The organism is Pseudonocardia sp. GCM10023141 (assembly GCF_042653605.1).
On sequence record NZ_JBHSIR010000043.1, the window covers coordinates 131663 to 153231 of the forward strand.

At 71.2% G+C, this 21569-nt stretch carries 22 protein-coding genes; 9 read left to right on the forward strand and 13 right to left on the reverse strand.

The features are described from left to right. The first annotated feature begins 291 nt into the window (after window positions 1-291). Window positions 292-924 (forward strand): SIMPL domain-containing protein, encoded by a 633-nt coding sequence (locus tag ACFPFQ_RS25735; protein ID WP_379623153.1) that lies wholly within the window; start codon window positions 292-294, stop codon window positions 922-924. 60 nt (window positions 925-984) lie between these two features. Here the strand turns inward: ACFPFQ_RS25735 and ACFPFQ_RS25740 are convergent, their stop codons facing one another. From ACFPFQ_RS25740 to ACFPFQ_RS25765, 6 genes are all read right to left on the reverse strand, one after another. Further along, window positions 985-2154, reverse strand: a complete 1170-nt coding sequence (locus ACFPFQ_RS25740; protein WP_379623155.1) for a GNAT family N-acetyltransferase — start codon at window positions 2152-2154, stop codon at window positions 985-987. 8 nt (window positions 2155-2162) lie between these two features. Then, window positions 2163-2636, reverse strand: coding sequence for an FxsA family protein (locus tag ACFPFQ_RS25745; RefSeq protein ID WP_379623157.1), 474 nt, complete (start codon window positions 2634-2636; stop codon window positions 2163-2165). A gap of 62 nt (window positions 2637-2698) precedes the next feature. Further along, window positions 2699-4027 carry a dihydrolipoamide acetyltransferase family protein gene (locus ACFPFQ_RS25750; RefSeq protein WP_379623159.1) on the reverse strand — a complete coding sequence of 443 codons (1329 nt, stop codon included), beginning with the start codon at window positions 4025-4027 and terminating at the stop codon, window positions 2699-2701. Between the two features lie 6 nt (window positions 4028-4033). After that, entirely contained in the window at window positions 4034-5008 is a 975-nt protein-coding gene (locus tag ACFPFQ_RS25755; protein ID WP_379623161.1) for an alpha-ketoacid dehydrogenase subunit beta, read from the reverse strand. A 4-nt stretch (window positions 5009-5012) separates the two neighbouring features. Further along, a complete protein-coding gene (gene pdhA, locus ACFPFQ_RS25760) occupies window positions 5013-6233 on the reverse strand; it encodes a pyruvate dehydrogenase (acetyl-transferring) E1 component subunit alpha (RefSeq protein ID WP_379623163.1) in 1221 nt (406 codons plus the stop codon). Window positions 6234-6468: 235 nt separating this feature from the next. After that, window positions 6469-6774: an antitoxin gene (locus ACFPFQ_RS25765; RefSeq protein WP_379623165.1), complete on the reverse strand. Its 306-nt coding sequence runs from the start codon at window positions 6772-6774 to the stop codon at window positions 6469-6471. A 225-nt stretch (window positions 6775-6999) separates the two neighbouring features. Between ACFPFQ_RS25765 and ACFPFQ_RS25770 the strand changes: the two genes are divergently transcribed. The 3 genes from ACFPFQ_RS25770 to ACFPFQ_RS25780 are packed head-to-tail and all read left to right on the forward strand — an operon-like array spanning window position 7000 to window position 9609. Continuing rightward, window positions 7000-7917, forward strand: coding sequence for an ABC transporter substrate-binding protein (locus ACFPFQ_RS25770; RefSeq protein ID WP_379623167.1), 918 nt, complete (start codon window positions 7000-7002; stop codon window positions 7915-7917). A 4-nt stretch (window positions 7918-7921) separates the two neighbouring features. Beyond that, the gene (locus tag ACFPFQ_RS25775) at window positions 7922-8848 is read left to right on the forward strand and encodes an amino acid ABC transporter permease (RefSeq protein WP_379623169.1); all 927 of its coding nucleotides are present in this window, start codon (window positions 7922-7924) and stop codon (window positions 8846-8848) included. 8 nt (window positions 8849-8856) lie between these two features. Then, window positions 8857-9609: an amino acid ABC transporter ATP-binding protein gene (locus ACFPFQ_RS25780; protein WP_379623293.1), complete on the forward strand. Its 753-nt coding sequence runs from the start codon at window positions 8857-8859 to the stop codon at window positions 9607-9609. A 31-nt stretch (window positions 9610-9640) separates the two neighbouring features. On the opposite strand, the gene ACFPFQ_RS25785 is transcribed toward ACFPFQ_RS25780, so the two are convergent. Further along, window positions 9641-10321: a hypothetical protein gene (locus tag ACFPFQ_RS25785; RefSeq protein ID WP_379623171.1), complete on the reverse strand. Its 681-nt coding sequence runs from the start codon at window positions 10319-10321 to the stop codon at window positions 9641-9643. Between the two features lie 3 nt (window positions 10322-10324). Continuing rightward, the gene (locus ACFPFQ_RS25790; protein ID WP_379623173.1) at window positions 10325-10906 is read right to left on the reverse strand and encodes a peroxidase-related enzyme; all 582 of its coding nucleotides are present in this window, start codon (window positions 10904-10906) and stop codon (window positions 10325-10327) included. Window positions 10907-10966: 60 nt separating this feature from the next. On the opposite strand from ACFPFQ_RS25790, the gene ACFPFQ_RS25795 reads away from it, so the two are divergent. Next, on the forward strand, window positions 10967-11284 hold the full coding sequence (locus tag ACFPFQ_RS25795; RefSeq protein WP_379623175.1) for a hypothetical protein: 318 nt from the start codon (window positions 10967-10969) through the stop codon (window positions 11282-11284). Between the two features lie 11 nt (window positions 11285-11295). On the opposite strand, the gene ACFPFQ_RS25800 is transcribed toward ACFPFQ_RS25795, so the two are convergent. The 5 genes from ACFPFQ_RS25800 to ACFPFQ_RS25820 form a co-directional block, all read right to left on the reverse strand. Next, a complete protein-coding gene (locus tag ACFPFQ_RS25800; RefSeq protein ID WP_379623177.1) occupies window positions 11296-13161 on the reverse strand; it encodes a hypothetical protein in 1866 nt (621 codons plus the stop codon). A gap of 295 nt (window positions 13162-13456) precedes the next feature. After that, window positions 13457-15133 carry a monocarboxylate uptake permease MctP gene (mctP, locus tag ACFPFQ_RS25805; RefSeq protein ID WP_379623179.1) on the reverse strand — a complete coding sequence of 559 codons (1677 nt, stop codon included), beginning with the start codon at window positions 15131-15133 and terminating at the stop codon, window positions 13457-13459. Further along, window positions 15130-15390 carry a DUF3311 domain-containing protein gene (locus ACFPFQ_RS25810; RefSeq protein ID WP_379623181.1) on the reverse strand — a complete coding sequence of 87 codons (261 nt, stop codon included), beginning with the start codon at window positions 15388-15390 and terminating at the stop codon, window positions 15130-15132. The genes mctP and ACFPFQ_RS25810 overlap by 4 nt, the downstream gene beginning before the upstream one ends. Before the next feature lie 218 nt (window positions 15391-15608). After that, on the reverse strand, window positions 15609-17435 hold the full coding sequence (locus ACFPFQ_RS25815) for a phosphoenolpyruvate carboxykinase (GTP) (RefSeq protein WP_379623183.1): 1827 nt from the start codon (window positions 17433-17435) through the stop codon (window positions 15609-15611). Between the two features lie 325 nt (window positions 17436-17760). After that, on the reverse strand, window positions 17761-18552 hold the full coding sequence (locus tag ACFPFQ_RS25820) for an isocitrate lyase/PEP mutase family protein (RefSeq protein ID WP_379623185.1): 792 nt from the start codon (window positions 18550-18552) through the stop codon (window positions 17761-17763). Between the two features lie 92 nt (window positions 18553-18644). Here ACFPFQ_RS25820 and ACFPFQ_RS25825 point away from each other — a divergent pair, with 92 nt between their 5' ends. Genes ACFPFQ_RS25825 through ACFPFQ_RS25840 form a run of 4 tightly spaced genes read left to right on the forward strand, consistent with a single transcriptional unit; the run spans window position 18645 to window position 21568 of the window. Beyond that, window positions 18645-19052: a hypothetical protein gene (locus ACFPFQ_RS25825; RefSeq protein WP_379623187.1), complete on the forward strand. Its 408-nt coding sequence runs from the start codon at window positions 18645-18647 to the stop codon at window positions 19050-19052. 25 nt (window positions 19053-19077) lie between these two features. Next, window positions 19078-20541: a TIGR03560 family F420-dependent LLM class oxidoreductase gene (locus ACFPFQ_RS25830; RefSeq protein WP_379623189.1), complete on the forward strand. Its 1464-nt coding sequence runs from the start codon at window positions 19078-19080 to the stop codon at window positions 20539-20541. Between the two features lie 31 nt (window positions 20542-20572). Then, window positions 20573-20992, forward strand: coding sequence for a VOC family protein (locus ACFPFQ_RS25835; protein WP_379623190.1), 420 nt, complete (start codon window positions 20573-20575; stop codon window positions 20990-20992). Window positions 20993-21001: 9 nt separating this feature from the next. After that, complete coding sequence (locus ACFPFQ_RS25840) at window positions 21002-21568, forward strand: TetR/AcrR family transcriptional regulator (protein ID WP_379623192.1); 567 nt, start codon at window positions 21002-21004, stop codon at window positions 21566-21568. The last annotated feature ends 1 nt before the right edge of the window (window position 21569 follow it).

Sequence of the window (21569 nt, forward strand, 5' to 3'; positions counted from 1 at the left end):
AGGTCGCTAGCGAACACGATGGTGTGTCGTCGATCGGCTCGTCTCACGCACTCTGCCGCGGACGCTAGAGAGCCGCATACAGAACTACCGAACGACGTCGATCGCACCCTCTACGGTTTTATCGCCCCACGTCTAGAAGACCGGATACTTCCCGATCCGGCGGACCGAGGAACAAGGGAGACCGTATCCGAACATCTGTTCGAGCGCAAATCGGGTCGGGGCCGATCACGCGAACGGGTGGTGACACCGTGGCCACGTGGCGGGTAGGCGCGCGTCTGGAACGCTGACATCATGACGGACACCCCGGAGATCATCACCACCGGCTTCGGTTGGTTCGAACAGACGGGCGACGAGGCCGAGCTGACGGCCACGTTCGCGGCCGTCGCCCCCACCCGTTCCGACGCCGTCGCGCTGCTCGGTGAGCAGCTCAAGGCGCTCGAGGTGCCGCTCGTGACCGCGGTGCTGCGCAGCAGGCGGATGTGGGTGCGCAGCGAGTACGAGGAGACCTACGGGCAGCAGCCCCGTGTCGTCGGCTGCCGGGCCGGACAGGACTGGGTGCTGCACCTGACCGACACCGCCGCGCTGGAGGACGTGCTCGCCACGCTCATCGCCGCCGAGCCGACCGACCTCAACGGGCCACGCTGGCTGCTGCGCGATCCCGCATCCGCCCAGCGGGAGGCCCAGCACCGGGCCGTCGCCAGCGCCCGGAACCGGGCAGAGGGGTACGCGGAGGCACTGGGCGGCACGCTCGGACCCCTGCGCAGCCTCGCCGAGGAGCACTGGGAGCAGGGCTTGGTCACGCCCTTGGCCTTCGCAGCGAAGGACTCCTCCGGTGGCGGCCCCGTCATCCGCGACCTCGGCCTCGAACCGGAACCGGTGCGCGTCAGCGCCCGCTGCACCACCACCTGGACGCTGCTGACCTGACCCCGACGGCGGCCGAGCGCCCACTGGCTCATGATCGAACCGGAACCAGTGGGCGTTGGGTCAGAACGCGTCGAGCAGCGCCGGGCGGGGGCCGGCGGTCGCCGCGGCCAGCAAGGCATCGACGCCGGCGTCCCCGCCGGTGAGCAGGCCGGCCCGGCGCAGCACCGCGGGCGACGCCGCGCCGGCGTACCAGGCCGCCAGGCCACGGGAGTCCATCCCGACGGCTCCGGAGCCGCCCGCCACGAGTCGGGCCTCGCCACCCGCCATTTCGAACCGGACGGGGCCCGCGTTCCACGGGCAGACGTCGTCGGTGAGCTGCAGGTCCACCGTGCCGGTCAGGTGCGGCGGCCAGCCACGGGCCGCGACGGCTCCGGCGGCGTCGACGAGCCGCAGCATCCACGGCTCGCGGTGGTGCTCGGTGGCGGTCTCCACACCCGCCATCAGCAGCACGGGATCCTCGGCAGGCAGGCGCAGGCTGATGGTGGGCACGACGCTGCGCCACGTTCCGAGCATCGCCAGCAGCGCCTGCGTGGCACCGGCGGAGCGGCCGATCAGGTCGTACACCGCGAGCCGGGCGTCGCGGCGCTTCCAGCTGGCACAACCCTCGACAGTCCCGTCGGCGCCGATGGCGAGGGTGATGCCGTCGAAGGCGGCCAGCACCTTGTCGGGGTCGTTCGGGAACAGGGGCCCCGAGCGATCGAGGAGCCCGGTACCGGCGCTCGCCGTTGCCCGGTAGGCGTCGATCACGGCCGGGACGTCGGCAGCGGTGGCCGGGCGCAGGGTGATCCCGGCCGGTGGGCGCAGTGCCGCGAGTGCGAACGTGGGCAGTGCCGTCCACGAGACCGTGCCGACCCGCTCCCAGCCCAGCTTGCGGTAGGGCGCGGACGTGGACGGGAAGAGGGCGCTGATCACGGCGCCACGGGCCCGGGCGCCCCGCAACAGCTCGCTCAGCAGCGGCCGGAGCAGGCCGGAACCTCGAACGTCCGGGGCCACGGCGACACCCGCGATGCCCGCGCCCGCCACCCGGCGACCGCCGTAGAAGTAGCCGTGCTCGAGATCGGTGGCGGTGGCCAGCATCCGGCCGGCGCCGTCGAACGCGCCGTACCGGTGCTCGGCGCCGGTGGGCTCCGGCAGCGGATCGGGCAGCGGGAAGCCGAAGGCGATACCGGCCAGCTCCCACCCGGCCGCCCGCTCGGTGTCCGCCTGTGGGCGGACGGTCACGTCGGTCATGCGGGAAGTCAACGCTCGACGACGGATCCTTCGATCACCGGGTGGGCGCCGCGCGACGGGGTGGTCTGCCGCTCGACCACCACGTCACCGTCGACGATCGTGGAGCCTTCGCGGATGCGCGCGGTGCGCAGATCCGGCGAGCGCTCCTCCGCGGCGCGCACCAGCCGGCGCCGGACGACGGCGCGCACCGGCGGCACCAGCAGCAGGAGCCCTGCGATGTCGGTGACGATGCCGGGCACGAACAGCAGCACCCCGGCACCGGCCACGAGCATGCCGTCGGTGAGCTCGGAGGTGGGCACCCGCCGGTTGCTCACGGCCTCGGCCAGAGCCTGCGCGGCGCGCACCCCCTCGCGGCGGGCGAGCCACAACCCGACCACCGAGCCGGCCAGCAGGACGAGCAGCGTCCACGCCAGACCGATCGTCGACCCGAGTGCGACGAGCGCGACGATCTCGACCACGAGGTACAGCAGCACGAACGGCATACCCGTGTAACGCGCGAGAAACCGTTCGTGCTCCCGTCACTCGATAACGGCTCCGTTTCATCTCACCATGTGAGAGCAAGCCCCGGATCCGTGAGCAGCGCACCGACATCGGCCAGGAACAGCGAGCCCTGCTCGCCGTCGACGAGCCGGTGGTCGAACGACAGCGACAGCTGGCACACCGTGCGCACGGCCAGCTCGCCGTCGACGACCCACGGCGTCGGCTTGATGGCCCCGACCGCGAGGATCGCCGCCTCACCGGGGTTGAGGATCGGCGTGCCGGTGTCGATGCCGAAGACCCCGATGTTGGTGATGGTGAAGGTGCCCCCGACGAGATCGGCAGGTGGCGTCTTCCCCGACCGCGCGGTGGCCGTCAGCTCCCCGAGGCCCACCGCCAGCTCACGCAGCGTCAGCGTGTCGGCGTCTCGCACCTTGGGCACGATCAACCCGCGCGGGGTGGCCGCCGCGATCCCCAGCTGCACCCGGTCGTAGTAGACGATCTCGCCTGCGGCTTCGTCCCAGCGAGCGTTGACCGACGGCGTGCGTCGCGCCGCGAGGCACACCGCCTTCGCGACGAACGCCAGCGGCGTGAGCTTCACGTCGCGGTACTCGCGGGTGGCGCGGAGCCGGTCGCGCAGCGCCATCGTCTCCGTGACGTCGACGGCCAGGAACTCCGTGACGTGCGGGGCCGTGAACGCGCTGCTGACCACGGCGGCCGCCGTGGCCTTGCGAATGCCGCGGATCGGCTCGCGGCGCTCCCCGCCCGGTGCGGAGACGGCGGCAGTGACCGCGGCGGGGGGCGCGGCCGGTGCCGCATGCGTCTCCAGGTCCGCCCGCGTGATCACACCACCGGAGCCGGTGCCGATGACCTGCCGCAGGTCGATCCCCAGGTCCTTGGCCAGCTTGCGGACCGGTGGTTTGGCGAGTGGCACCAGCCCACCGGAGCCGTTGGCGGCCGCGGGGACCAGCACCGGGACCGGCGCGGGCGCCGGAACGGGAGCCGGAGCCGGGACCGGAGCGGCAGCGGGAGCCGCCCCCTTCCGGGCCCGACGCGTGACGGAACCGGGTCGCGGGCCGTAACCGACGAGGTTCGCGGGTGCGCTCTCCTCGGCGGGGGCAGCAGCGGGAGCAGGTGCGGCCGGAGCCGCGCCGGCCTCCGCGGTCTCGATGACGATGATCGGGGTGCCGACGGCCACGGTCTGGCCGAGCTCCACGAGCAGTTCCGAGACAGTGCCCGCGTACGGGCTGGGCAGCTCGACGGCCGCCTTGGCCGTCTCGATCTCGGCGAAGATCTGGTTGACCGCAACGGTGTCGCCGGGCGCGACCATCCAGGTGACGACCTCGGCCTCGGTGAGCCCCTCACCGACGTCGGGCATGCCGAACTCTCTGCGCATCTCAGCTCACCACGCCAGCGAGCGGTCGACGCCGTCGAGGATGCGGTCCAGGTCGGGGAGGTAATGCTCCTCGACCTTGGACGGCGGGTACGGCACGTCGAAGCCCGTGACCTTCAGTACCGGCGCCTCCAGCGAGTGGAAGCACTCCTCCTGGACCCTGGCCGCCACCTCGGACGCCACCGACGTCTCGGGTGGCGCCTCGGCGACCACGACGAGGTGCCCGGTGCGCCGCACCGACGCGAACACCGGACCGAGGTCGAGCGGCGACAGCGAGCGCAGGTCGATCACCTCGATGTCGATGCCATCGGCGGCGGCCGCCTCCGCGGCGTCCAGGCACGTCTTGACCGGGGCGCCGTAGCTGGCCAGCGTGAGCCGGGAACCCGGCCGTACGACGCGGGAGGTGAACAGCGGCTGCGGGGTGGCGTCGGGGTCGATCTCCGCCCTCTCCCAGTACCGCCGCTTCGGCTCGAAGAAGATCACCGGATCGTCACAGGAGATGGCCTGCTGGATCATCCAGTAGGCGTCCTCCGCGTTGGAGCACGCCACGACCTTGAGGCCCGCGACATGCGTGAACAGCGCCTCCGGCGACTCGCTGTGGTGCTCGACGGCGCCGATGCCACCCCCGAACGGGATGCGCACCACCACCGGCATCTTGACCTTGCCCTGGGTGCGGAAGTGCAGCTTGGCCAGCTGCGACACGATCTGGTCGTAGCCGGGGAACACGAAGCCGTCGAACTGGATCTCGCAGACCGGCCGGAAGCCGCGGATGGCGAGCCCCACGGCGGTGCCGATGATGCCCGACTCCGAGAGCGGCGTGTCCAGGACGCGCTGCTCGCCGAAGTCCTTGAACAGGCCGTCGGTGACGCGGTAGACGCCGCCGAGCTTGCCGACGTCCTCCCCCATGACCAGCACCTTCGGGTCGCGCTCCATCGCGGCGCGCAGTCCGTCGTTGAGCGCCTTCACGATCGTCGCCTTGGTCATGTCCTCATGCCCTTCCGATGCTCGGACCCGCAAGCGATCCATCGGGTTCGAACGACGCGTGATAGGCGAGGAACGCCTCGCGCTGGGCGTCGAGGTTGGGTGAGCCCTCCGCGTAGACCTCGGAGAAGATCCGGTCGGCAGGCGGCGTGGGCATCGACATGCAGTGCTCGCGGAACCGGGCGGCCAGCTCGTCGGCCTCGGCCTGGACGGCGTCGAAGAACTCCTGCTCGACGCCGTGCTCGCGCACCAGGTTCACCCGTACCCGCTCGATGGGGTCCTTCAGCTTCCACAGCTCGAGCTCGTCGGCGAGCCGGTAGCGCGACGGGTCGTCGGACGTGGTGTGGGCATCCATCCGGTAGGTGAACGCCTCGATGAGCACCGGTCCGTTGCCGGTGCGGCACTCCTCGAGCGCCCAGCGCGTGACCGCGAGGCAGGCCAGCACGTCGTTGCCGTCGACCCGGATGCCGTCGAAGCCGTAGCCCTGCGCCCGCTTGTAGAGCGGGACGCGGGTCTGGCGCTCGTTGGGCTCGGAGATGGCCCACTGGTTGTTCTGGCAGTAGAAGACGACGGGAGCGTCGTAGACGGCCGACCAGACGAAGCCCTCGTGCACGTCGCCCTGGCTGGTGGCGCCGTCGCCGAAGAAGCAGATGGTGGCCTCGGCGTCCTCGCCGTCACCCACCTTGCCCTCGAACTTCTGGCCCATCGCGTACCCGGTGGCGTTGAGGCACTGGTTGCCGATGACGATCGTGTAGTAGTGGAACCGCTTCTCCTGCGAGTCCCACGATCCGTGGTCGGTGCCGCGGACGATCCCGAGCAGGTCGACCGGGTCGATCCCGCGCGTCCACGCCACCCCGTGCTCCCGGTAGGACGGGAACGCCATGTCCTGCGGCTGCAGCGCCCGACCGGCCCCGATCTGCGCAGCCTCCTGGCCCAGCAGCGGGATCCAGATGCCCACCTGGCCCTGGCGCTGCAGCGCGTTGCCCTCCCGGTCGAACCGGCGCACCAGCACCATGTCGCGGTAGAGCGCCTGCAGCGCCGGGACATCGACGTCGGCGGCATAGGCGTCGAAGCGCGGGTCACCGACGCGCACGCCCTCCGGGGTGAGGAGCTGGACCAGGTCGGCCCCGCCCTCGTCGGTGGCGTGCAGGCCGGCGAGCACGTGCTCCCGGCTGGGAATCAGGGGCGGCGCCGCCGGTTGTGGCGCCCAGTCCTGCGGGTTGGACACGGTTCCTCCTCGTGCTCGGGACCCGCAGCCGGTTCGTGGCCGCTGCGGGGCGGGCTCGTCCGGTTGCGACGCCCGGGTTCGGGTCGCTCACGCACCGGCACTTGCGTGCATCCTGGCACGGGGAGGTGGGCGGGCGGCAGCGTCGCGGGCGAACGTACAGAAGGCCCGACGCCACCGCTGTGAGGCACGTCTCCGCGCCCGGGTTGTCCTCCTGCTGCCCGGGTTGCTGTCGGCCTCAGTGCGTGGCGGGGCGACCGGTGGCGGGCGGCTCGAACAGCGCGGACGGGGCGCTGGTGGAGCCGTTCGCGAGCCCGTTGTCGGTGGCGGCGCCGTAGGGCCGGTCCTCGCGGATGCCGGCCGCACCCTTGGCCGAGCGCTTGGCGCCCTCGATCTGGGTGCGGAACTTGCCCTTCGTCTGCTTGTCCACGAAGGCGGCGGCCTGGTCGAGGAACTTCCCGGCCTTCTCCGGGTTGGCCTTCGCGTAGCGGCGAGCCGCCTCCGCGGTGGCGGCGAGGGTGGCGAGCTTCCTGATCATCGGCATGTCGTTCCTTCTCTCTGGTCGGCTTCTCCTGCTGTCAACGCGTACACCACACCGGGTGGTTCCGCCGGTGCATCGTCCGGTACGTCCCGTTCGACTGCAACGCCTACCGCGATCCCCTCGTCACCCTGCGTGACGTCATGCAACGGTGACCCTATTGGGGTGTGTTCATCGCCTGCCGGGATGGCAGCATCCGCGTACTCGTTGTACCCAGTTCGGAGGTTCGCCGTGCAATTCCCCACCCGTTCGCTACCGGCCGCGCTCGCCGCGGCCGCGCTCACCGTCACGCTCGCGGCGTGCGGGGCCGGCGGAGACGGGAGCGGTGGCGCGGCCACGCCGACAACCGGGGCACCCGCGGCACCGGTGGTCACGAAGGACGCCAAGCTCGCCGGGATGGTGCCGCCCTCGGTCTCGGCCGACGGCAAGATCGTGTTCGGGACCGACGCGTCGTACCCGCCCAACGAGTTCACCGACACCAACGGCACCACCATCATCGGCATGGACGTGGATCTCGCCACGGCCGTCGCCACGAAGCTGGGGCTGGGCGCCGAGTTCCAGAACAGCCAGTTCTCCGGCATCATCCCGGGCATCCAGGGCGCCAAGTACGAGGCCGGGATCTCGTCGTTCAGCGTCACCGACGAGCGCGTCAAGACCGTCGACATGATCAGCTACTTCACGGCGGGCACCAGCCTCGCGGTGAAGAAGGGCAACCCCGACAAGCTCACCGTCGACGACCTGTGCGGCAAGGCGATCGGGGTTCAGAGCGGCACCACCCAGGCCGATGAGATCGCGGACCGCAACGCCAAGTGCGCCGCGGCAGGCAAGCCGCCCCTCACCGTCACCGAGCTCACCGCGCAGACCGACGTGACGCTCGCGCTGACGTCGAGCCGCATCGTCGGCATGCTCGCCGACTCGCCCGTCGCCGCGTACGCCGTGACCACGACCGAAGGCGCCGTGGAGGTGGTCGGCCAGCCCTACGCCACCGCCCCCTACGGCATCGTGATCGCCAAGAACCAGGGCGACTACGCCAAGGCCATCCAGGGCGCGATCCAGTCGCTGATCGACGACAAGACCTACAGCGCCATCCTCAAGAAGTGGAACGTGACCATCGGCGCCATCCCGACGTCCGAGGTCAAGGGCGGCTGACGGCGTGACGGAGCCGGTGCGGTTCGAGAAGGACGGGCCGCGCAGGGAACCCATCAAGGCGGTCCCGGTGCGGCATCCGGGCCGCTGGGTGGCCGTCGCGGTCTTCGCGGTGCTCGCCGCGATGCTCGTGCACACGGTCATCACGAACGAGCGCTTCCGCTGGGACGTGGTCGGGAAGTACCTGTTCTCCGGCCCGGTGCTCAACGGCCTGAGCAACACGTTGGTGCTGACCGTGCTGTCGATGATCATCGGCGTGGTCGGCGGCGTCGTGCTTGCCGTCATGCGGCTCTCCCCGAACCCGGTGCTCACGAGCGTGGCCGCCGGCTACATCTGGCTGTTCCGCGGCACGCCGCTGATCGCGCAGCTGCTGTTCTGGAACTTCCTGTCCGCCCTGTACCCGCGGCTGTCGCTGGGCATCCCGTTCGGGCCCGAGTTCGTCTCGGCCGACACCAACATGCTGATCACCACCTTCGCGGCGTGCCTGCTCGGGCTCGGGCTCAACGAGGCCGCCTACATGGCGGAGATCGTGCGCAGCGGCCTGCAGTCGGTGGACGAGGGTCAGAGCGAGGCGGCCGGGGCGCTGGGCATGTCGCGCATGCAGACGCTGCGCCGGGTGGTGCTGCCCCAGGCCATGCGGGTGATCATCCCGCCGACCGGCAACGAGACGATCTCCATGCTGAAGACCACGTCGCTCGTGGTCGTGATCGGCTACTTCGAGCTGCTGACCTCGGTGCAGCGGATCTACTCGGTGAACTTCCAGACCATCCCGCTGCTCATCGTCGCCGCGGCCTGGTACCTGCTGCTCACCTCGATCCTGTCGATCGGGCAGGGCTTCGTCGAGCGGCGCTACGGGCGGGGCTTCGATCGCGGGCCGGCCACCACGTCGCGGCTGTTCCGGCGGTCGCCCGAGCAGGGCGGAGCGGTGACGTGAGCACTCCGATGGTGGAGGCCGTCGACATCCACAAGAGCTTCGGACACGTCGAGGTGCTGCGCGGGATCGACCTCACCGTCCAGCCCGGTGAGGTGGCCTGCGTGATCGGGCCGTCCGGCTCGGGCAAGTCGACGTTCCTGCGGTGCATCAACCACCTGGAGCGCATCGACGCCGGCGAGATGCGGGTCAACGGCGAGCTGATCGGCTACCGCGAGACCGGCGGCAGGCTCCATGAGCTGCGCGAGTCCGAGGTCGCCCGGCAACGACGCGACATCGGGATGGTGTTCCAGCGGTTCAACCTGTTCCCGCACATGACGGCCGCCGAGAACGTCATGGAGGCGCCCCGCACGGTGCGCGGCACGGCCAAGGCCGCGGCTCGCACACGTGCCTGCGAGCTGCTCGACCGGGTCGGGCTGGGCGAGAAGTACGACTCCTACCCGGCCCAGCTCTCCGGCGGCCAGCAGCAGCGGGTGGCCATCGCGCGGGCGCTCGCGATGGAGCCGCGGCTGATGCTCTTCGACGAGCCGACCTCAGCGCTGGACCCCGAGCTCGTCGGCGAGGTCCTCGACGTGATGCGCGGGCTGGCCCGCGACGGCATGACGATGGTGGTGGTCACCCACGAGATGGGCTTCGCCCGCGAGGTCGGCGACACGCTCGTCTTCATGGACGGCGGCAAGATCGTGGAGGCCGGCCACCCGCGCGAGGTGCTCACCAACCCCCGGGAGTCGCGGACGAAGGCGTTCCTGTCGAAGGTGCTCTGACGTCGCACACCCCCTCAGGTCCTCGCATGCATTAGGGAGTGTGCGAGGACTGGTGAACGTGTGCGACGTCGGGCTGGTCGCGTCCAGCGGAATTCTGGGCCGTCGGATGCAGGACCGGCCGGAAGCCGTGGCGCAGCGCCGCCACCGAGGTGGGCGGGGTCAGCACCGTCACCGGGCCGTCGGGCAGCGGCGCGGGGGAGTGCCACCCGTCGAACGCGAACGCGTGCAGCGCGCCACCGAGCACCAGCCGGGGACCGTCGGTGCGCACCACGGTGCCGTCGGGGAGCTGCGTGGCGGGCGCGGTCCAGGTGCGCCGGTCGGCGGCACGCGCCACGCCGTGACCACGCCGCAGCCGCTCGGTCGCCAGCAGCCGGTTGAGCTCTCCCGCCCGCATCTGCGTGCCCGTTGCGACCGACACGGCGTCGCGGTAGGCGAGGTAGGCGCGCCACCGGCACTCCCCGCAGGGGCGGTGGCCCGCGGCGAGCGCGACGGCGTCGTCGAGGAAGAAGATCGGCGTCCACCGGTCGGGCCGGGCGAGCCCGACGCGCCGCTCGCCGTACTCCAGCACGCAGGTGATCCACAGGTTGCCGCGGTGGTGGCGCACCACCTGCTCGGTGTCGTCCACCAGGCAGCCGCGGTTGCCCGTGAACAGCCCGCGCTGGGCCACGGCGTGCAGGTCGCCGGACGGGTCCACCCGGTTGCGCCGGGGCACGTCTCAGCCCCGCGGGAGGCGGCCCATGAGGAAGAACTCCGGGTTGGGCCGCAGCGCGGTGAGGTGGGCGAGCCGGTTGGACATCGCGAACAGCGCGGTGATGGCCCCGACGTCCCAGATCTCGTCCTCGGTCAGCCCCGCCATGCGCGCGTCGTCGAGCTCCGCCTCGGTCAGCGCCGCGGAGTCGGTGGCGATGAGCAGCGCCAGGTCGACGATGGCCCGCTCCCGCGGGCTCAGCTCCACACCCCACGGGTTCGTGGCGACCTTGTCGGCGATCTCGGGGTCCTTCGTCCGCACGCGCAGGATCGCGCCGTGCGCCACGATGCAGTACGTGCAGTGGTTGGCCCCGGACGTCGCCACCACCACCAGCTCCCGCTCGGCCTTGCTCAGGCCGTCGGACTTCTCCATCAGCGCGTCGTGGTAGTCGAGGAACGCCCGCAGCTCCGCGGGCCGGTGCGCGATCGCGCGGAACACATTGGGCACGAATCCCGACTTCTCCGCGACCGCGCCGATCCGCGTTCGCAGGTCCTCGGGCATGTCGGCCAGTTCGACGTGGCCGAACCGGCTCACCTCGTGCTCGGTCATCGCCTGTTCCCTCCACTGATGGCTGTCGACGGGTGGCCGCCGACCCTGCACCATTCTCCTATGGCTGTGCCCGAGGAGACACGACAACGCCTGTCGAGGTGGTGCGCCGCCCGGGTGCCGGACGGCGAGCGGGAACGTCGCCAGATCGGCTTCGCGATCCAGGGCGACGAGGTGACGATCCTCGATCGCAGGCCGCCCACCTACCCCGAGCTCGACATGGCGTGGTCGGCCACACCGGTGGTGCAGCTGCGCCGGGAGGACGCGACGTCCGGGCGCTGGGTGCTCTACCGCAGGTCTGGTGACGGCAGGTCGTGGCGGCCCACCGAGGCGGCCGGCGAGGACCCGATCACGCTCCTCGACAGCATCCGCGCCGACTAGCCAGGAGGCGCTCAGGTGCCTGCTGCCGGCACGCTGGTCGGACGCGGTTCCATCCGCACGACCCGGCCACCCGCAGCGGCCGTGCGGCCGCGGATCACCAGCGCGCTGGCCCGCTGCAGCACGCTGAGCAGGCTGGGCGAGCTCTCCTGGTCGTCGCCGGGACCCACCACCGCGATCATCCGGGGCGCCACGGCCGTGAGCAGCAGGCGCTCCACACCGAGGTCGGCCGCGCCGAGCACGAGCACGACATCGGCGCTGTCGGGCGGCGGGAGGGTGGTGAGAAGTGCGTCCATCGCCACGAAGCAGGCGTGGCCGGGCACCGTCACCTCACCGGGCACCGACAGCGCGGCCGCCAGCCGTGGCGAGCCCTCGCCGAGACGGCGCAGCAGCTCGATCTTGCGGTGCTCCTCGTACGCCTCGCCGCGGGCTGACTCCAGCGCGTCGACGGCGGCGGCGTAGCCGCGGGCGTCACCGGCGCGCAGCGCGGCGACGGCATCGAGGTGCTCGACGGCGGCGTTGCCCGTGACCGCGGCCGCGAGGTGGTCGGCCATCTGGCCCAGCCGCGTGCGGGCCTCGTCGGCCGAGCCGTGCTCGGCGTAGTCGAGGATGGCGCGGGCCACTTCCTCGGCGGTCTCGACGTCGGGTACCGACAGCGGTGACGACGGCGCGATGAACAGCACGTCGTGGCGCAGCGCCCCGACGGAGCGGGCCGCGGCAGCGACCTTGAGCAGCGTGTCGGCCAGCGTGACCAGCTCGGACTCGTCGCGCGGTGGTGCGATGCCGATCTCGGCGCAGCCGCCGTCGATGCGGCCGAGGCGCTGACCGAGCTCGAGGTGCTCGATCATGCGACGGACCTGCGCCTCGGTCTCCGGCACCCGGCCGTTGACCCGGACGAGCCGCAGCACCGGCTGCACCTCGCGCTGAGCGGGAGAGCGGAAGTAGGCCCGGGAGCGGCCTCCGGCGTCGAGGAAATCGCGGTAGCGGCGCAGGATGTCGACGGCACCGGGTGGCAACGGGCCGGTGACCTCGGCGACCGGGGCCTGCCGGGAGCGTTCGAGCGCGGCCACGGCCTGGGCGGTGTCCTCGAGCATGCGGTCGAACACCGGCTTGTGGCGACCGTAGATCAGATCCGAGAGCAGCATCCACGCCCAGGGGATGTCGCCGCCCGCCTGCATGGCGCTCAACGAGCGGCCGACGCACTGCGCGACGGAGGTGACGGCGTCGCGACGCATCGGATCCAGCTCGGCGAGCAGCGCCGGGATCATCCCGGCGGCGGGCCCGCCCTGCTGGGAGTGCGCGGCACGCGCGCCCCACGCCTCGACATCGGCACAGGGCGGCAGCGCGGCCGGCGCCGGGAACTGCTGCGCGGGACGTTCCCGGCGGGCGGGGGTGGAGGTGGCGAGCAGCCTGCGCAGCTCCCGGAGCTCGGCGGGCGGCAGCGCGGGGAAGGCGTCGACGGCGAGCTCGGCGGCCTCGACGGGGAGCGCGTTGCGCACGGCGGCCAGCGGGGCGGGGGCGGGGGCGGTGAGCACCACGCGCCGCCCGTCGGCCAGCAGCGCCGCCACGGTGGCGGCGACGGCGTCGACGTCGAACTCCTCGAGCACGACGAGCGGGTTGCTCCGCATGGCGCCGACGACCGAGCCGGCATCCTCCACCGGGCGCCGTGGCGCGGGCGGCAACTCGGAGACCGACGCCGCGAGCGCCTCGGCGAGGCGGCGCAGCCCCGGCGGTGAGTAGCCGGCCACGATCGCGCCTCGGACCTGTGCCTTCGCGGCGGCGGTCGACTCGTCCGAACCTGCTGCGGCGAGCCGGTCGACGAAGATGGCCAGGTCGTCCTCACCGTTCTCGGCGGAAGCCGAGGACCCAACATCCAGCACCCTGGTCACCTCCGACGGCCCGGCGCCATGCGGCGACGGTCACCCTACGTATCGCGGGCATCTACAAAATGTTGCACTGCCGCCCCTGCTCCCGGCAATGATCAGGCGCCGAAGTGGTGACCCTGCGCGGCATCTGGTCACCTGATCGAGTGAACGGTCATCCTTGCGAGTGGAGCAAGGTCCGAACGTCTCGTGACACGCCGACGTTGATCACTCCATCGATGAGCGGGCGCTACACGACGGTGAACGGTCGAAATTCCCGTGTGACGCGCGCCCACCCCGCTCCGTCACAGGGCTACGCGTCCTTGGCGACCACCACGCCGTCCTCCATGCCGATCACCTTCAGCTCCGCCGAGCCCTCATCGGCGTGGTAGTCCGACGGCTGCGTCGCGTCGACGCCCTCGGCGACCTTGCCCGCGCGCAGCGCCAGCGTGACGATCACGGCCACCACCAGGTTCAGCACCAGCGCCACGAACCCGACGTAGATCTGCACCGTGGACCCGGCGAACGGGTGCCAGCCGAACACCGTGAGCTTGTCCAGCGCCAGCGCCGAGCCACCGAAGTGCAGCTTGCCGCTGGCCGGGTTCGGGATGAGGTAGAGCAGGTAGAGCCCGTAGCCCAGGCCGATCGCCCAGCCCGCGACGAGTGCCCAGCGGTGCAGCCAGCGCGTGTAGAGCGCGATGGCGACGGCCGGCAGCGTCTGCAGGATGATCACGCCGCCGATCAGCTGCAGGTCGATGGAGAACTGCGGGTCGATCAGCAGGATGAACAGCACCGCGCCGAACTTGACCACGAGCGACGCGAGCTTGGCCTGCTGCGCCTCCTGCTTGGGGGTGGCGTCGCGCTTGAGGTACTCCTTGTAGATGTTGCGGGTCCACAGGTTGGCCGCGGCGATCGACATGATCGCGGCGGGCACGAGCGCGCCGATGCCGATCGCGGCGAACGCGATGCCGGCGAAGACGGATCCGAACTGGTTGTCGAACAGCACCGGGATGATCGTGTTGGTGTCCGGGCGGCCCGTGGCGTTGTTCGTGATGGGCTTGACCCCCGCGGCGATCGCCACGTAGCCCAGCAGCGCGAGCAGGCCCAGCAGCAGCGAGTACGCCGGCAGCGCCATCATGTTGCGCTTGATCACGTTGCGGCCCCGCGAGGCCAGGATGCCGGTGACCGAGTGCGGGTAGAGGAACAGCGCCAGCGCCGAGCCGAGCGCCAGGGTGATGTACTGCAGCTGGTTGTTGGCCGTGAGCAGGATCGAGCCGTTGGGCGCGTTGGTGGTGGGGTTGACCTGCGCCATCTTCTCGGCGGCCTTGCCGAAGATCGCCTCCCAGCCACCGAGGGTGGACGGCAGGTAGATCACCGCGACCAGGATCACGATGTAGATCAGGATGTCCTTGACGAACGCGATCAGCGCGGGCGCGCGCAGGCCGGACTGGTACGTGTAGACCGCCAGGATCACGAACGCGATCAGCAGCGGCAGGTGCCCGCCGATGCCCGAGGCGTTGAGGCCCATGGTGCGCAGCACGGCCTCGAGCCCCACGAGCTGCAGCGCGATGTAGGGCATCGTCGCCACCAGCCCGGTGATCGCGATGATCAGCGCGAGGGTCGGCGAGCCGTAGCGGCCGCGCACGAAGTCGGCCGGGGTGACGTAGCCGTGCACGCGGGAGACCGACCAGAGCCGCAGCACCGGCAGGAACACCAGCGGGTAGAGCACCACGGTGTAGGGCAGCGCGTAGAAGCCGACGGCCCCCGCGCCGAACAGCAGCGCCGGCACGGCGACGAACGTGTACGCCGTGTAGAGGTCACCGCCGACCAGGAACCAGGTGATCCACGACCCGAACTTGCGGCCGCCGAGACCCCACTCGTCCAGGTGCTCGAGCGAGGAGCCGCGCTGCCAGCGCGCGGCGAGGAACCCCATGATGCTGACCGCGAGGAACAGCACCGCGAAGACGATGAGCTCAGGCCACTGGATCATCGTCCGTCCTCCGCACCGTCGGCGCCTGCCGCGGGAGCCCGATCCCGGGTCATCACGAACACGAGCGCGACGCACACGACACCCACCGGCACCCAGGCGAACTGGAACCAGTAGAAGAACGGCATCCCGAACAGCCGCGGCTCGACCGAGTTGAACCACGGCGTCACGAGCATCAGGAACGGCACGAGCAGCAACAGGTTCCACGCGCTCCAGCGCAGGCCGTTCCCGCCGCGCCGGATCGGCGTCTTCTCTGACATTCGGGCTCCCGGGTCCGCTCGCAGGTGATCGTGGGCTCGCGGCATCGTAAGTGGATCCGGACCGGATTGGGTGCCGTTCCCGTGCAACGCTGCGATCACGACTTCAGCCCTGTTCACGAGTCGTGAACAGGGCTGGAGGAACGGCGCGGAACCGACGCGGAACGGCGCGCCCGGCCGGGGCCGGGCGCGCCGTCAGCAGCGTCGTCGAAGCGGTGTGATCAGGCCCCCAGGCGCAGCTTCAGCGCCTCGAGCTCGTCGCGCATCGACGTGGGCAGCTTCTCGCCGATCTTGTCGAACCACTCCTCGATGAGCGGGATCTCCGCCTTCCACTCCTCGACGTCGACGGCCAGCGCGGCGTCGATGTCGCTGACGGTGGCGTCGAGGCCCTCGAGATCGATCTGGTCGGACGTCGGGACGTAGCCGATGGCGGTCTCGACGGCGGCGGCCTTGCCCTCCATGCGCTCGATGCACCACTTGAGCACGCGGCTGTTCTCACCGAACCCGGGCCACAGGAACTGGCCCTCGTCGCCGCGGCGGAACCAGTTGACGTAGAAGATCTTGGGCAGCTTGTCGGCGTCGGCACCCTTGCCGACGTTGACCCAGTGCTGGAAGTAGTCACCGGCGTTGTAGCCGAGGAACGGCAGCATCGCCATCGGGTCGCGGCGGACCTGGCCGAGGCCACCGGTGGCGGCAGCGGTCTTCTCGCTCGACATCGTGGCGCCCATGAAGGTGCCGTGCTGCCAGTCGCGCGACTCGGTGACCAGCGGGACGGTGGTCTTGCGGCGCCCGCCGAACAGGATCGCCGAGATCGGCACGCCCTGCGGGTCCTCCCACTCGGGCGCCACGACGGGGCACTGCGAGATGGGCGTGGTGTAGCGCGAGTTGGGGTGCGCCGCGTCGAACTCGGAGTCGGGCGTCCAGTCCTTGCCCGTCCACGACGTCAGGTGCTGGGGGTCGCCCTCCAGGCCCTCCCACCAGATGTCACCGTCATCGGTCAGCGCGACGTTGGTGAACAGCGAGTTGCCCTGGTCGATGGTGCGCATCGCGTTGGGGTTGGTCTTCCAGTTGGTGCCGGGAGCGACACCGAAGAAGCCGTACTCCGGGTTGACGGCGTAGAGCCGGCCGTCGGGGCCGAAGCGCATCCAGGCGATGTCATCACCGACGGTCTCGGCGCGCCAGCCGGGGATCGTCGGCTGCAGCATCGCGAGGTTGGTCTTGCCACAGGCCGACGGGAACGCCGCCGCCACGTAGTAGGCCTTGTCCTCGGGGCTGATCAGTTTGAGGATCAGCATGTGCTCGGCCAGCCAGCCCTCGTCATGGGCCATCGCCGAGGCGATGCGCAGCGCGTAGCACTTCTTGCCCAGCAGCGCGTTGCCGCCGTAGCCGGAGCCGTAGCTCCAGATCTCCCGGGTCTCCGGGAAGTGGGTGATGTACTTGGTGTCGCTGCAGGGCCACGCGACATCGGACTCGCCGGGCTCGAGCGGGGCACCCACCGAGTGCAGCGCCGGGACGAACCGGTCACCGGCCGGGCCGTCGAACAGCGGCAGGACCCGCGCGCCGATGCGGGTCATGATCCGCATCGATGCCACGACGTACTCGGAGTCGGTGATCTCGACTCCCAGGAACGGCTGATCGGCGTCGAGCGGACCCATGCAGAACGGAATGACGTACATCGTCCGACCGCGCATGCACCCGCGGTACAGGTCGGTCATGATGGCCTTCATCTCGGCCGGATCCATCCAGTTGTTGGTGGGCCCGGCGCCGACCTCCTCGGCCGAACAGATGTAGGTGCGCTCCTCGACGCGCGCGACGTCGTCGGGGTCGGAAGCGGCCCAGAAGGAGTTCGGTTTCTTCTCCTCGTTGAGCTTCACGAACGTGCCCGCGGCCACCAGCTGCGACGTGACGCGATCCCACTCCTCGTCGGATCCATCGCACCACACGACCCGGTCCGGGGTGGTCAGCTCGGCGATCTCACGGACCCAGGACAGCAGCCTGACGTTCCCGGTGGGCGCTTCGTCGATCCCTGGCACGGTCGCTGCTGTCATGTGTGTCCTCGCTCCTAGCCCGGAACCCGGGAATGCCGCTTACACCCGACCTTCGCCGGTCGGGTGCAGGGGTGGGATTGGTGAACACCGACGGTACCGCCGGTGTCTGGTTTCCCCCACCGCTGGCACCTGTCGATTGACTCACAAGACCGATCATGTAATCGATTCAGAAGGTCGAGAAGGTGTTTCGCACCACCTATTCCGGGGACCCTGACATGTGTTCGTGAAGTGGTCGTGACGAACCGGAAATGGAGACGGCGGACACACCCGATGCCGGGTGGTGCCCGCCGCGTCGACCAGGGTCGATCGGTGGTGCTCGAGGCGCTCAGTTCAGCACTTGCACACCCTCGGGGAACCCACCGCAAGCGTGCAGATCCTGCGCCAGCTCGGCCAGCCGGGTGAGCACCGCTCGCTGCGACCACGGCCCGTACGACAACCGGGCCACCCCGAGGCCGGCCAGCCGGTCGGGCGGGATGCGGCCGGGGCCACCGATGACGCTGACCTTGCGCTCCCCGATGCCGGCGACCAGCGCCTCGACCGTCGGCTCGTCGAGCGCCCCCGGGACGAAGACGCAGGAGGCACCGGCGTCGAGGAACGCCCGCCCGCGCTCGATCGCGTCGGCGAGCACCGCGGCGGGGTCGCGGTCAGCGGCCCGGATGAAGGCGTCGGTGCGGGCGTTGAGCACGAACGGCACGCCCTCGGCGGCGCCCGCGGCCACCACGGCGGTCACCGCGGCGACCGCATCGGGCAACGGCTTCATCTGGTCCTCGATGTTGGCGCCGACCACGCCGACCGCGATGGCCCGGCGCACCGTCTCACCCGCATCGCCGTACCCCGCTTCGAGGTCTGCCGTGACGGGCACGTCGACAGCGGCGACGATCCGCCCGACCATGTCGATCATCAGATCGACGGGGATGTGCTCACCGTCGCGGTAGCCGAGCGTGGCCGCGATCGAGTGGCTGGCCGTGGCGAGCGCGCGGCAGCCGGGACCGGCCGCGACGACGCGCGCCGAAGCGACGTCCCAGACGTTGACGAGCACGAGGAGCTCCGGGTCGGTGTGCAGCCGCAGCAGCTCGGCGGCCCGGCCTGCGGTGCTGGCGGGATCGATGAGGGTCACGTCACGAACCGTACTGCGGCTCTGGCCCGTCGACGCGGCGGAGCGTAAGGTTTTGAACGTGTTCAACTGAACATGCCACGGGGGAGGACCCGATGACCGACACCGCCCAGTACCTGCTGCTCCTCGCCATCTCGATCGGGCTGACGTTCGGTGTCGGCCATCTGCTGCTCACCGCGGGCCAGCCGTTCCTGCAGGAGGTGTTCGCCGACAGTTCGGTCGCCAGGTCGGTCAATCTGCTGCTGTCGGTGCTCTTCCACCTCGTCACGCTCGGGGTGCTGGCGGTGATCTCGGTGATCCCGTTCGACACCGGCATCGTGGTGCAGACGCTCGTCGCCAAGCTGGGTGTCGTGCTGCTGGTGCTCGGCGCGGCCTACGGCATCTCGATGCTCGTGCTCATCCGCGTGCGCGAGCGCCGCCGTGCCGACCAGGTGGCCGAGCACGTGCAGGAGCGGCTGGCCGAGCAGCAGATCAGCGCGCGGGCGCTCACCCGGCCCGCCTGACGCCGGTAGGGGCCAGAATCCGGGCATGACGCTCCGGCTGCCCTCGCCGTGCCTCGTGGTGCTCGCCGGCCCCGCGGCCGCCGGCAAGTCGACCTGGGCCGCCGCACAGTTCCCCGCCGACGCGATCGTGTCGAGCGACCGGCTGCGCGCCGTCGTCGGATCCGGCGAGGACGACATCACCGCCAGCGCGGACGCGTTCGCCCTGCTCGAGGAGATCGTCGTGAGGCGGGCGGCCCGCGGCCTCACCACCGTGATCGACACGACGGGCCTGGACGCCGCCCGTCGCGAGGGCTGGCGAGTGCTCGCCCGCACCCACCGCATGGCCTGTGTCGCCGTCGCGTTCGACGCGCCCGCGGCGCAGGTGCGCGCCCGCAACCGCGCCCGTCCCCACCCCGTGCCGGCCGCCGTACTGACCGCGCAGCTGCGCGCCTGGCCCGGTGTTCGCGACGCGCTCGCGGGCGAGGGGTTCGACCTGCTGATCGAGCCCGAGCCGGTGCGGGTGCTGGCGCCCGCCTTCGCCACGGCCACCGACGCCGCCGTCCGCCAGCGGGAACGGCCCGTCGGGCTGCGGTTCGCGCTGCACCTCTCGACCTTCCCCGGCGGTGCGGCGACGCTCGCCCCGCGACTGCGCGAGATCGCGACGGGCGCCGAGGCCGCCGGCTTCGACGCGATCTACGTGATGGACCACTTCCGGCAGATCCCGCAGGTCGGGCGCGCCTGGGACGACTTCCTGGAGAGCTGGACGACGCTCGCGTGGCTCGCGGCCTGCACCGAGCGGGTACGCCTCGGCACGCTCGTCACCGGCGTCACGTACCGCAACACCGGGCACCTCGCGAAGATCGTGGCCACCCTCGACGTGCTCAGCGGCGGCCGGGCCGTCTGCGGGCTCGGGCTGGGGTGGTTCGCCGCGGAGCACGCCGCGTACGGCTGGGAGTTCCCGCCGGTCGCGCGGCGCTACGCGCTGCTGGAGGACGCCCTCGCCGCGCTGCCGCAGCTCTGGGGCCCTGGCGGCAAGCCGTTCCACGGCACGGTGCTGGACCTGCCGGACACGGCCTGCTACCCGCGGCCGCTGCAGGAGCACGTCCCGATCGTGCTCGGCGGTGGCGGGGAACGGCGGACGCTGCGGCTGGCCGCCCGCTACGCGGACGCGGCCAATGTCCTGGGCGACCTCGCGACCGTGGCGCGCAAGGCCGCCGTGCTGCGTGAGCACTGCCGCGTGACGGGGCGCGCGGTGGAGCTCTCGCACCTCACGACCGCACTGGTCGGCAGCGACCCCGCAGGCGTCGACGCGCTGGTCGAGCGGCTGCGCCCGCGTGGTGCCGATCCGGCCCGCTTCGCCGCTCAGTGCCACGCCGGCACCGTCGAGGACCAGATCGGCCGGTTCCGGGAGCTCGCCGACGCGGGCGTCGCGGAGGTGGTGGTGCGGCTGCCAGATCTCGTCGACGCCGAGCCGCTGGGTCGCATGGCGCAGGTGATCAGCGCGTTCTGATGAATACGGTTCGTACTGTACTGTTATCGCCATGACCACCGCCGCATGGCCGGAGACGCTCCCGGTCGTCCAGGTCCGCATCGGCCGTCCGACCGACCAGCTCACCGAGGTCGTCGCCTTCTACCGCGACCTGCTCGGGCTGCCGGAGCTCCACCGCTTCGACGGTCACGCCGGCTACGACGGCGTGATGCTCGGGCTGCCCGGCACCGACCACCACCTCGAGTTCACCACCCACGTCGACGGCAGCCCGGGCGCGGCACCGTCGAAGGACAACCTGCTGGTGCTGTACTTCGCCGGTACGGGCGCCATGTACGACGTGATGGAGCGGCTCGGCACCGCCGGGCACGAACCCGTCGAGCCGGAGAACCCCTACTGGACCGACAACGGCGGGTTCACCTTCGAGGATCCCGACGGCTGGCGCGTGGTGCTCATGCCCAAGCCGGTCTTCTGAGCGCTCGCCGTGCCACGCACCCGTGACGACCGGATCGACGCCGACGTGCTGCACGCCACCGTGCAGCTGCTCGGCGAGGTCGGCTACGCCGAGCTGTCGATCGGCGGGGTCGCCACCCGCGCCGGCGTGCACCGGCCCGCGATCTACCGCCGCTGGCCGTCGAAGCGGCACCTGGTGGTCGCCGCGATCGCGGCAGGCGTCGGGCTCGATCCCACACCCGACACCGGCGATCTGCGCGCCGACCTCATCGCGGGCATCGGCACGCTGGTCACCGCGTTCGACGGCACCTCGCTGGGCACCGTCCTGCCCGCACTCGTCGCCGACCTCGGGCAGGACGCCGAGCTGACAGCCGACTTCCTGGCCACGGTGTTCCACCCGCGCCGGGCCACCACCGCGACGACGTTGCGCGCCGCGCAGGCCCGCGGTGAGATCCACGCCGACTTCGACATGGACTTCGTGCTCGACGCCCTCGCGGCACCGCTGTACTTCCGCGCGCTGTTCCGGCACCTGCCACTCGACGCCCGGCTCGTCGAGCAGACCGTCGACGGGGTGCTGGCGTCACTGCGACCGGCCTGAC

Coding starts and splice junctions, on each gene's coding strand:
- ACFPFQ_RS25810 (WP_379623181.1), bottom strand. CDS start 15,390: ATGTCAGAGAAGACGCCGATCCGGCGCGGCGGGAACGGCCTGCGCTGG.
- ACFPFQ_RS25780 (WP_379623293.1), top strand. CDS start 8,857: ATGGTGGAGGCCGTCGACATCCACAAGAGCTTCGGACACGTCGAGGTG.
- ACFPFQ_RS25765 (WP_379623165.1), bottom strand. CDS start 6,774: ATGCCGATGATCAGGAAGCTCGCCACCCTCGCCGCCACCGCGGAGGCG.
- ACFPFQ_RS25790 (WP_379623173.1), bottom strand. CDS start 10,906: ATGACCGAGCACGAGGTGAGCCGGTTCGGCCACGTCGAACTGGCCGAC.
- ACFPFQ_RS25740 (WP_379623155.1), bottom strand. CDS start 2,154: ATGACCGACGTGACCGTCCGCCCACAGGCGGACACCGAGCGGGCGGCC.
- ACFPFQ_RS25755 (WP_379623161.1), bottom strand. CDS start 5,008: ATGACCAAGGCGACGATCGTGAAGGCGCTCAACGACGGACTGCGCGCC.
- ACFPFQ_RS25815 (WP_379623183.1), bottom strand. CDS start 17,435: ATGACAGCAGCGACCGTGCCAGGGATCGACGAAGCGCCCACCGGGAAC.
- mctP (WP_379623179.1), bottom strand. CDS start 15,133: ATGATCCAGTGGCCTGAGCTCATCGTCTTCGCGGTGCTGTTCCTCGCG.
- ACFPFQ_RS25735 (WP_379623153.1), top strand. CDS start 292: ATGACGGACACCCCGGAGATCATCACCACCGGCTTCGGTTGGTTCGAA.
- ACFPFQ_RS25745 (WP_379623157.1), bottom strand. CDS start 2,636: ATGCCGTTCGTGCTGCTGTACCTCGTGGTCGAGATCGTCGCGCTCGTC.
- ACFPFQ_RS25795 (WP_379623175.1), top strand. CDS start 10,967: ATGGCTGTGCCCGAGGAGACACGACAACGCCTGTCGAGGTGGTGCGCC.
- ACFPFQ_RS25835 (WP_379623190.1), top strand. CDS start 20,573: ATGACCACCGCCGCATGGCCGGAGACGCTCCCGGTCGTCCAGGTCCGC.
- ACFPFQ_RS25830 (WP_379623189.1), top strand. CDS start 19,078: ATGACGCTCCGGCTGCCCTCGCCGTGCCTCGTGGTGCTCGCCGGCCCC.
- ACFPFQ_RS25750 (WP_379623159.1), bottom strand. CDS start 4,027: ATGCGCAGAGAGTTCGGCATGCCCGACGTCGGTGAGGGGCTCACCGAG.
- ACFPFQ_RS25825 (WP_379623187.1), top strand. CDS start 18,645: ATGACCGACACCGCCCAGTACCTGCTGCTCCTCGCCATCTCGATCGGG.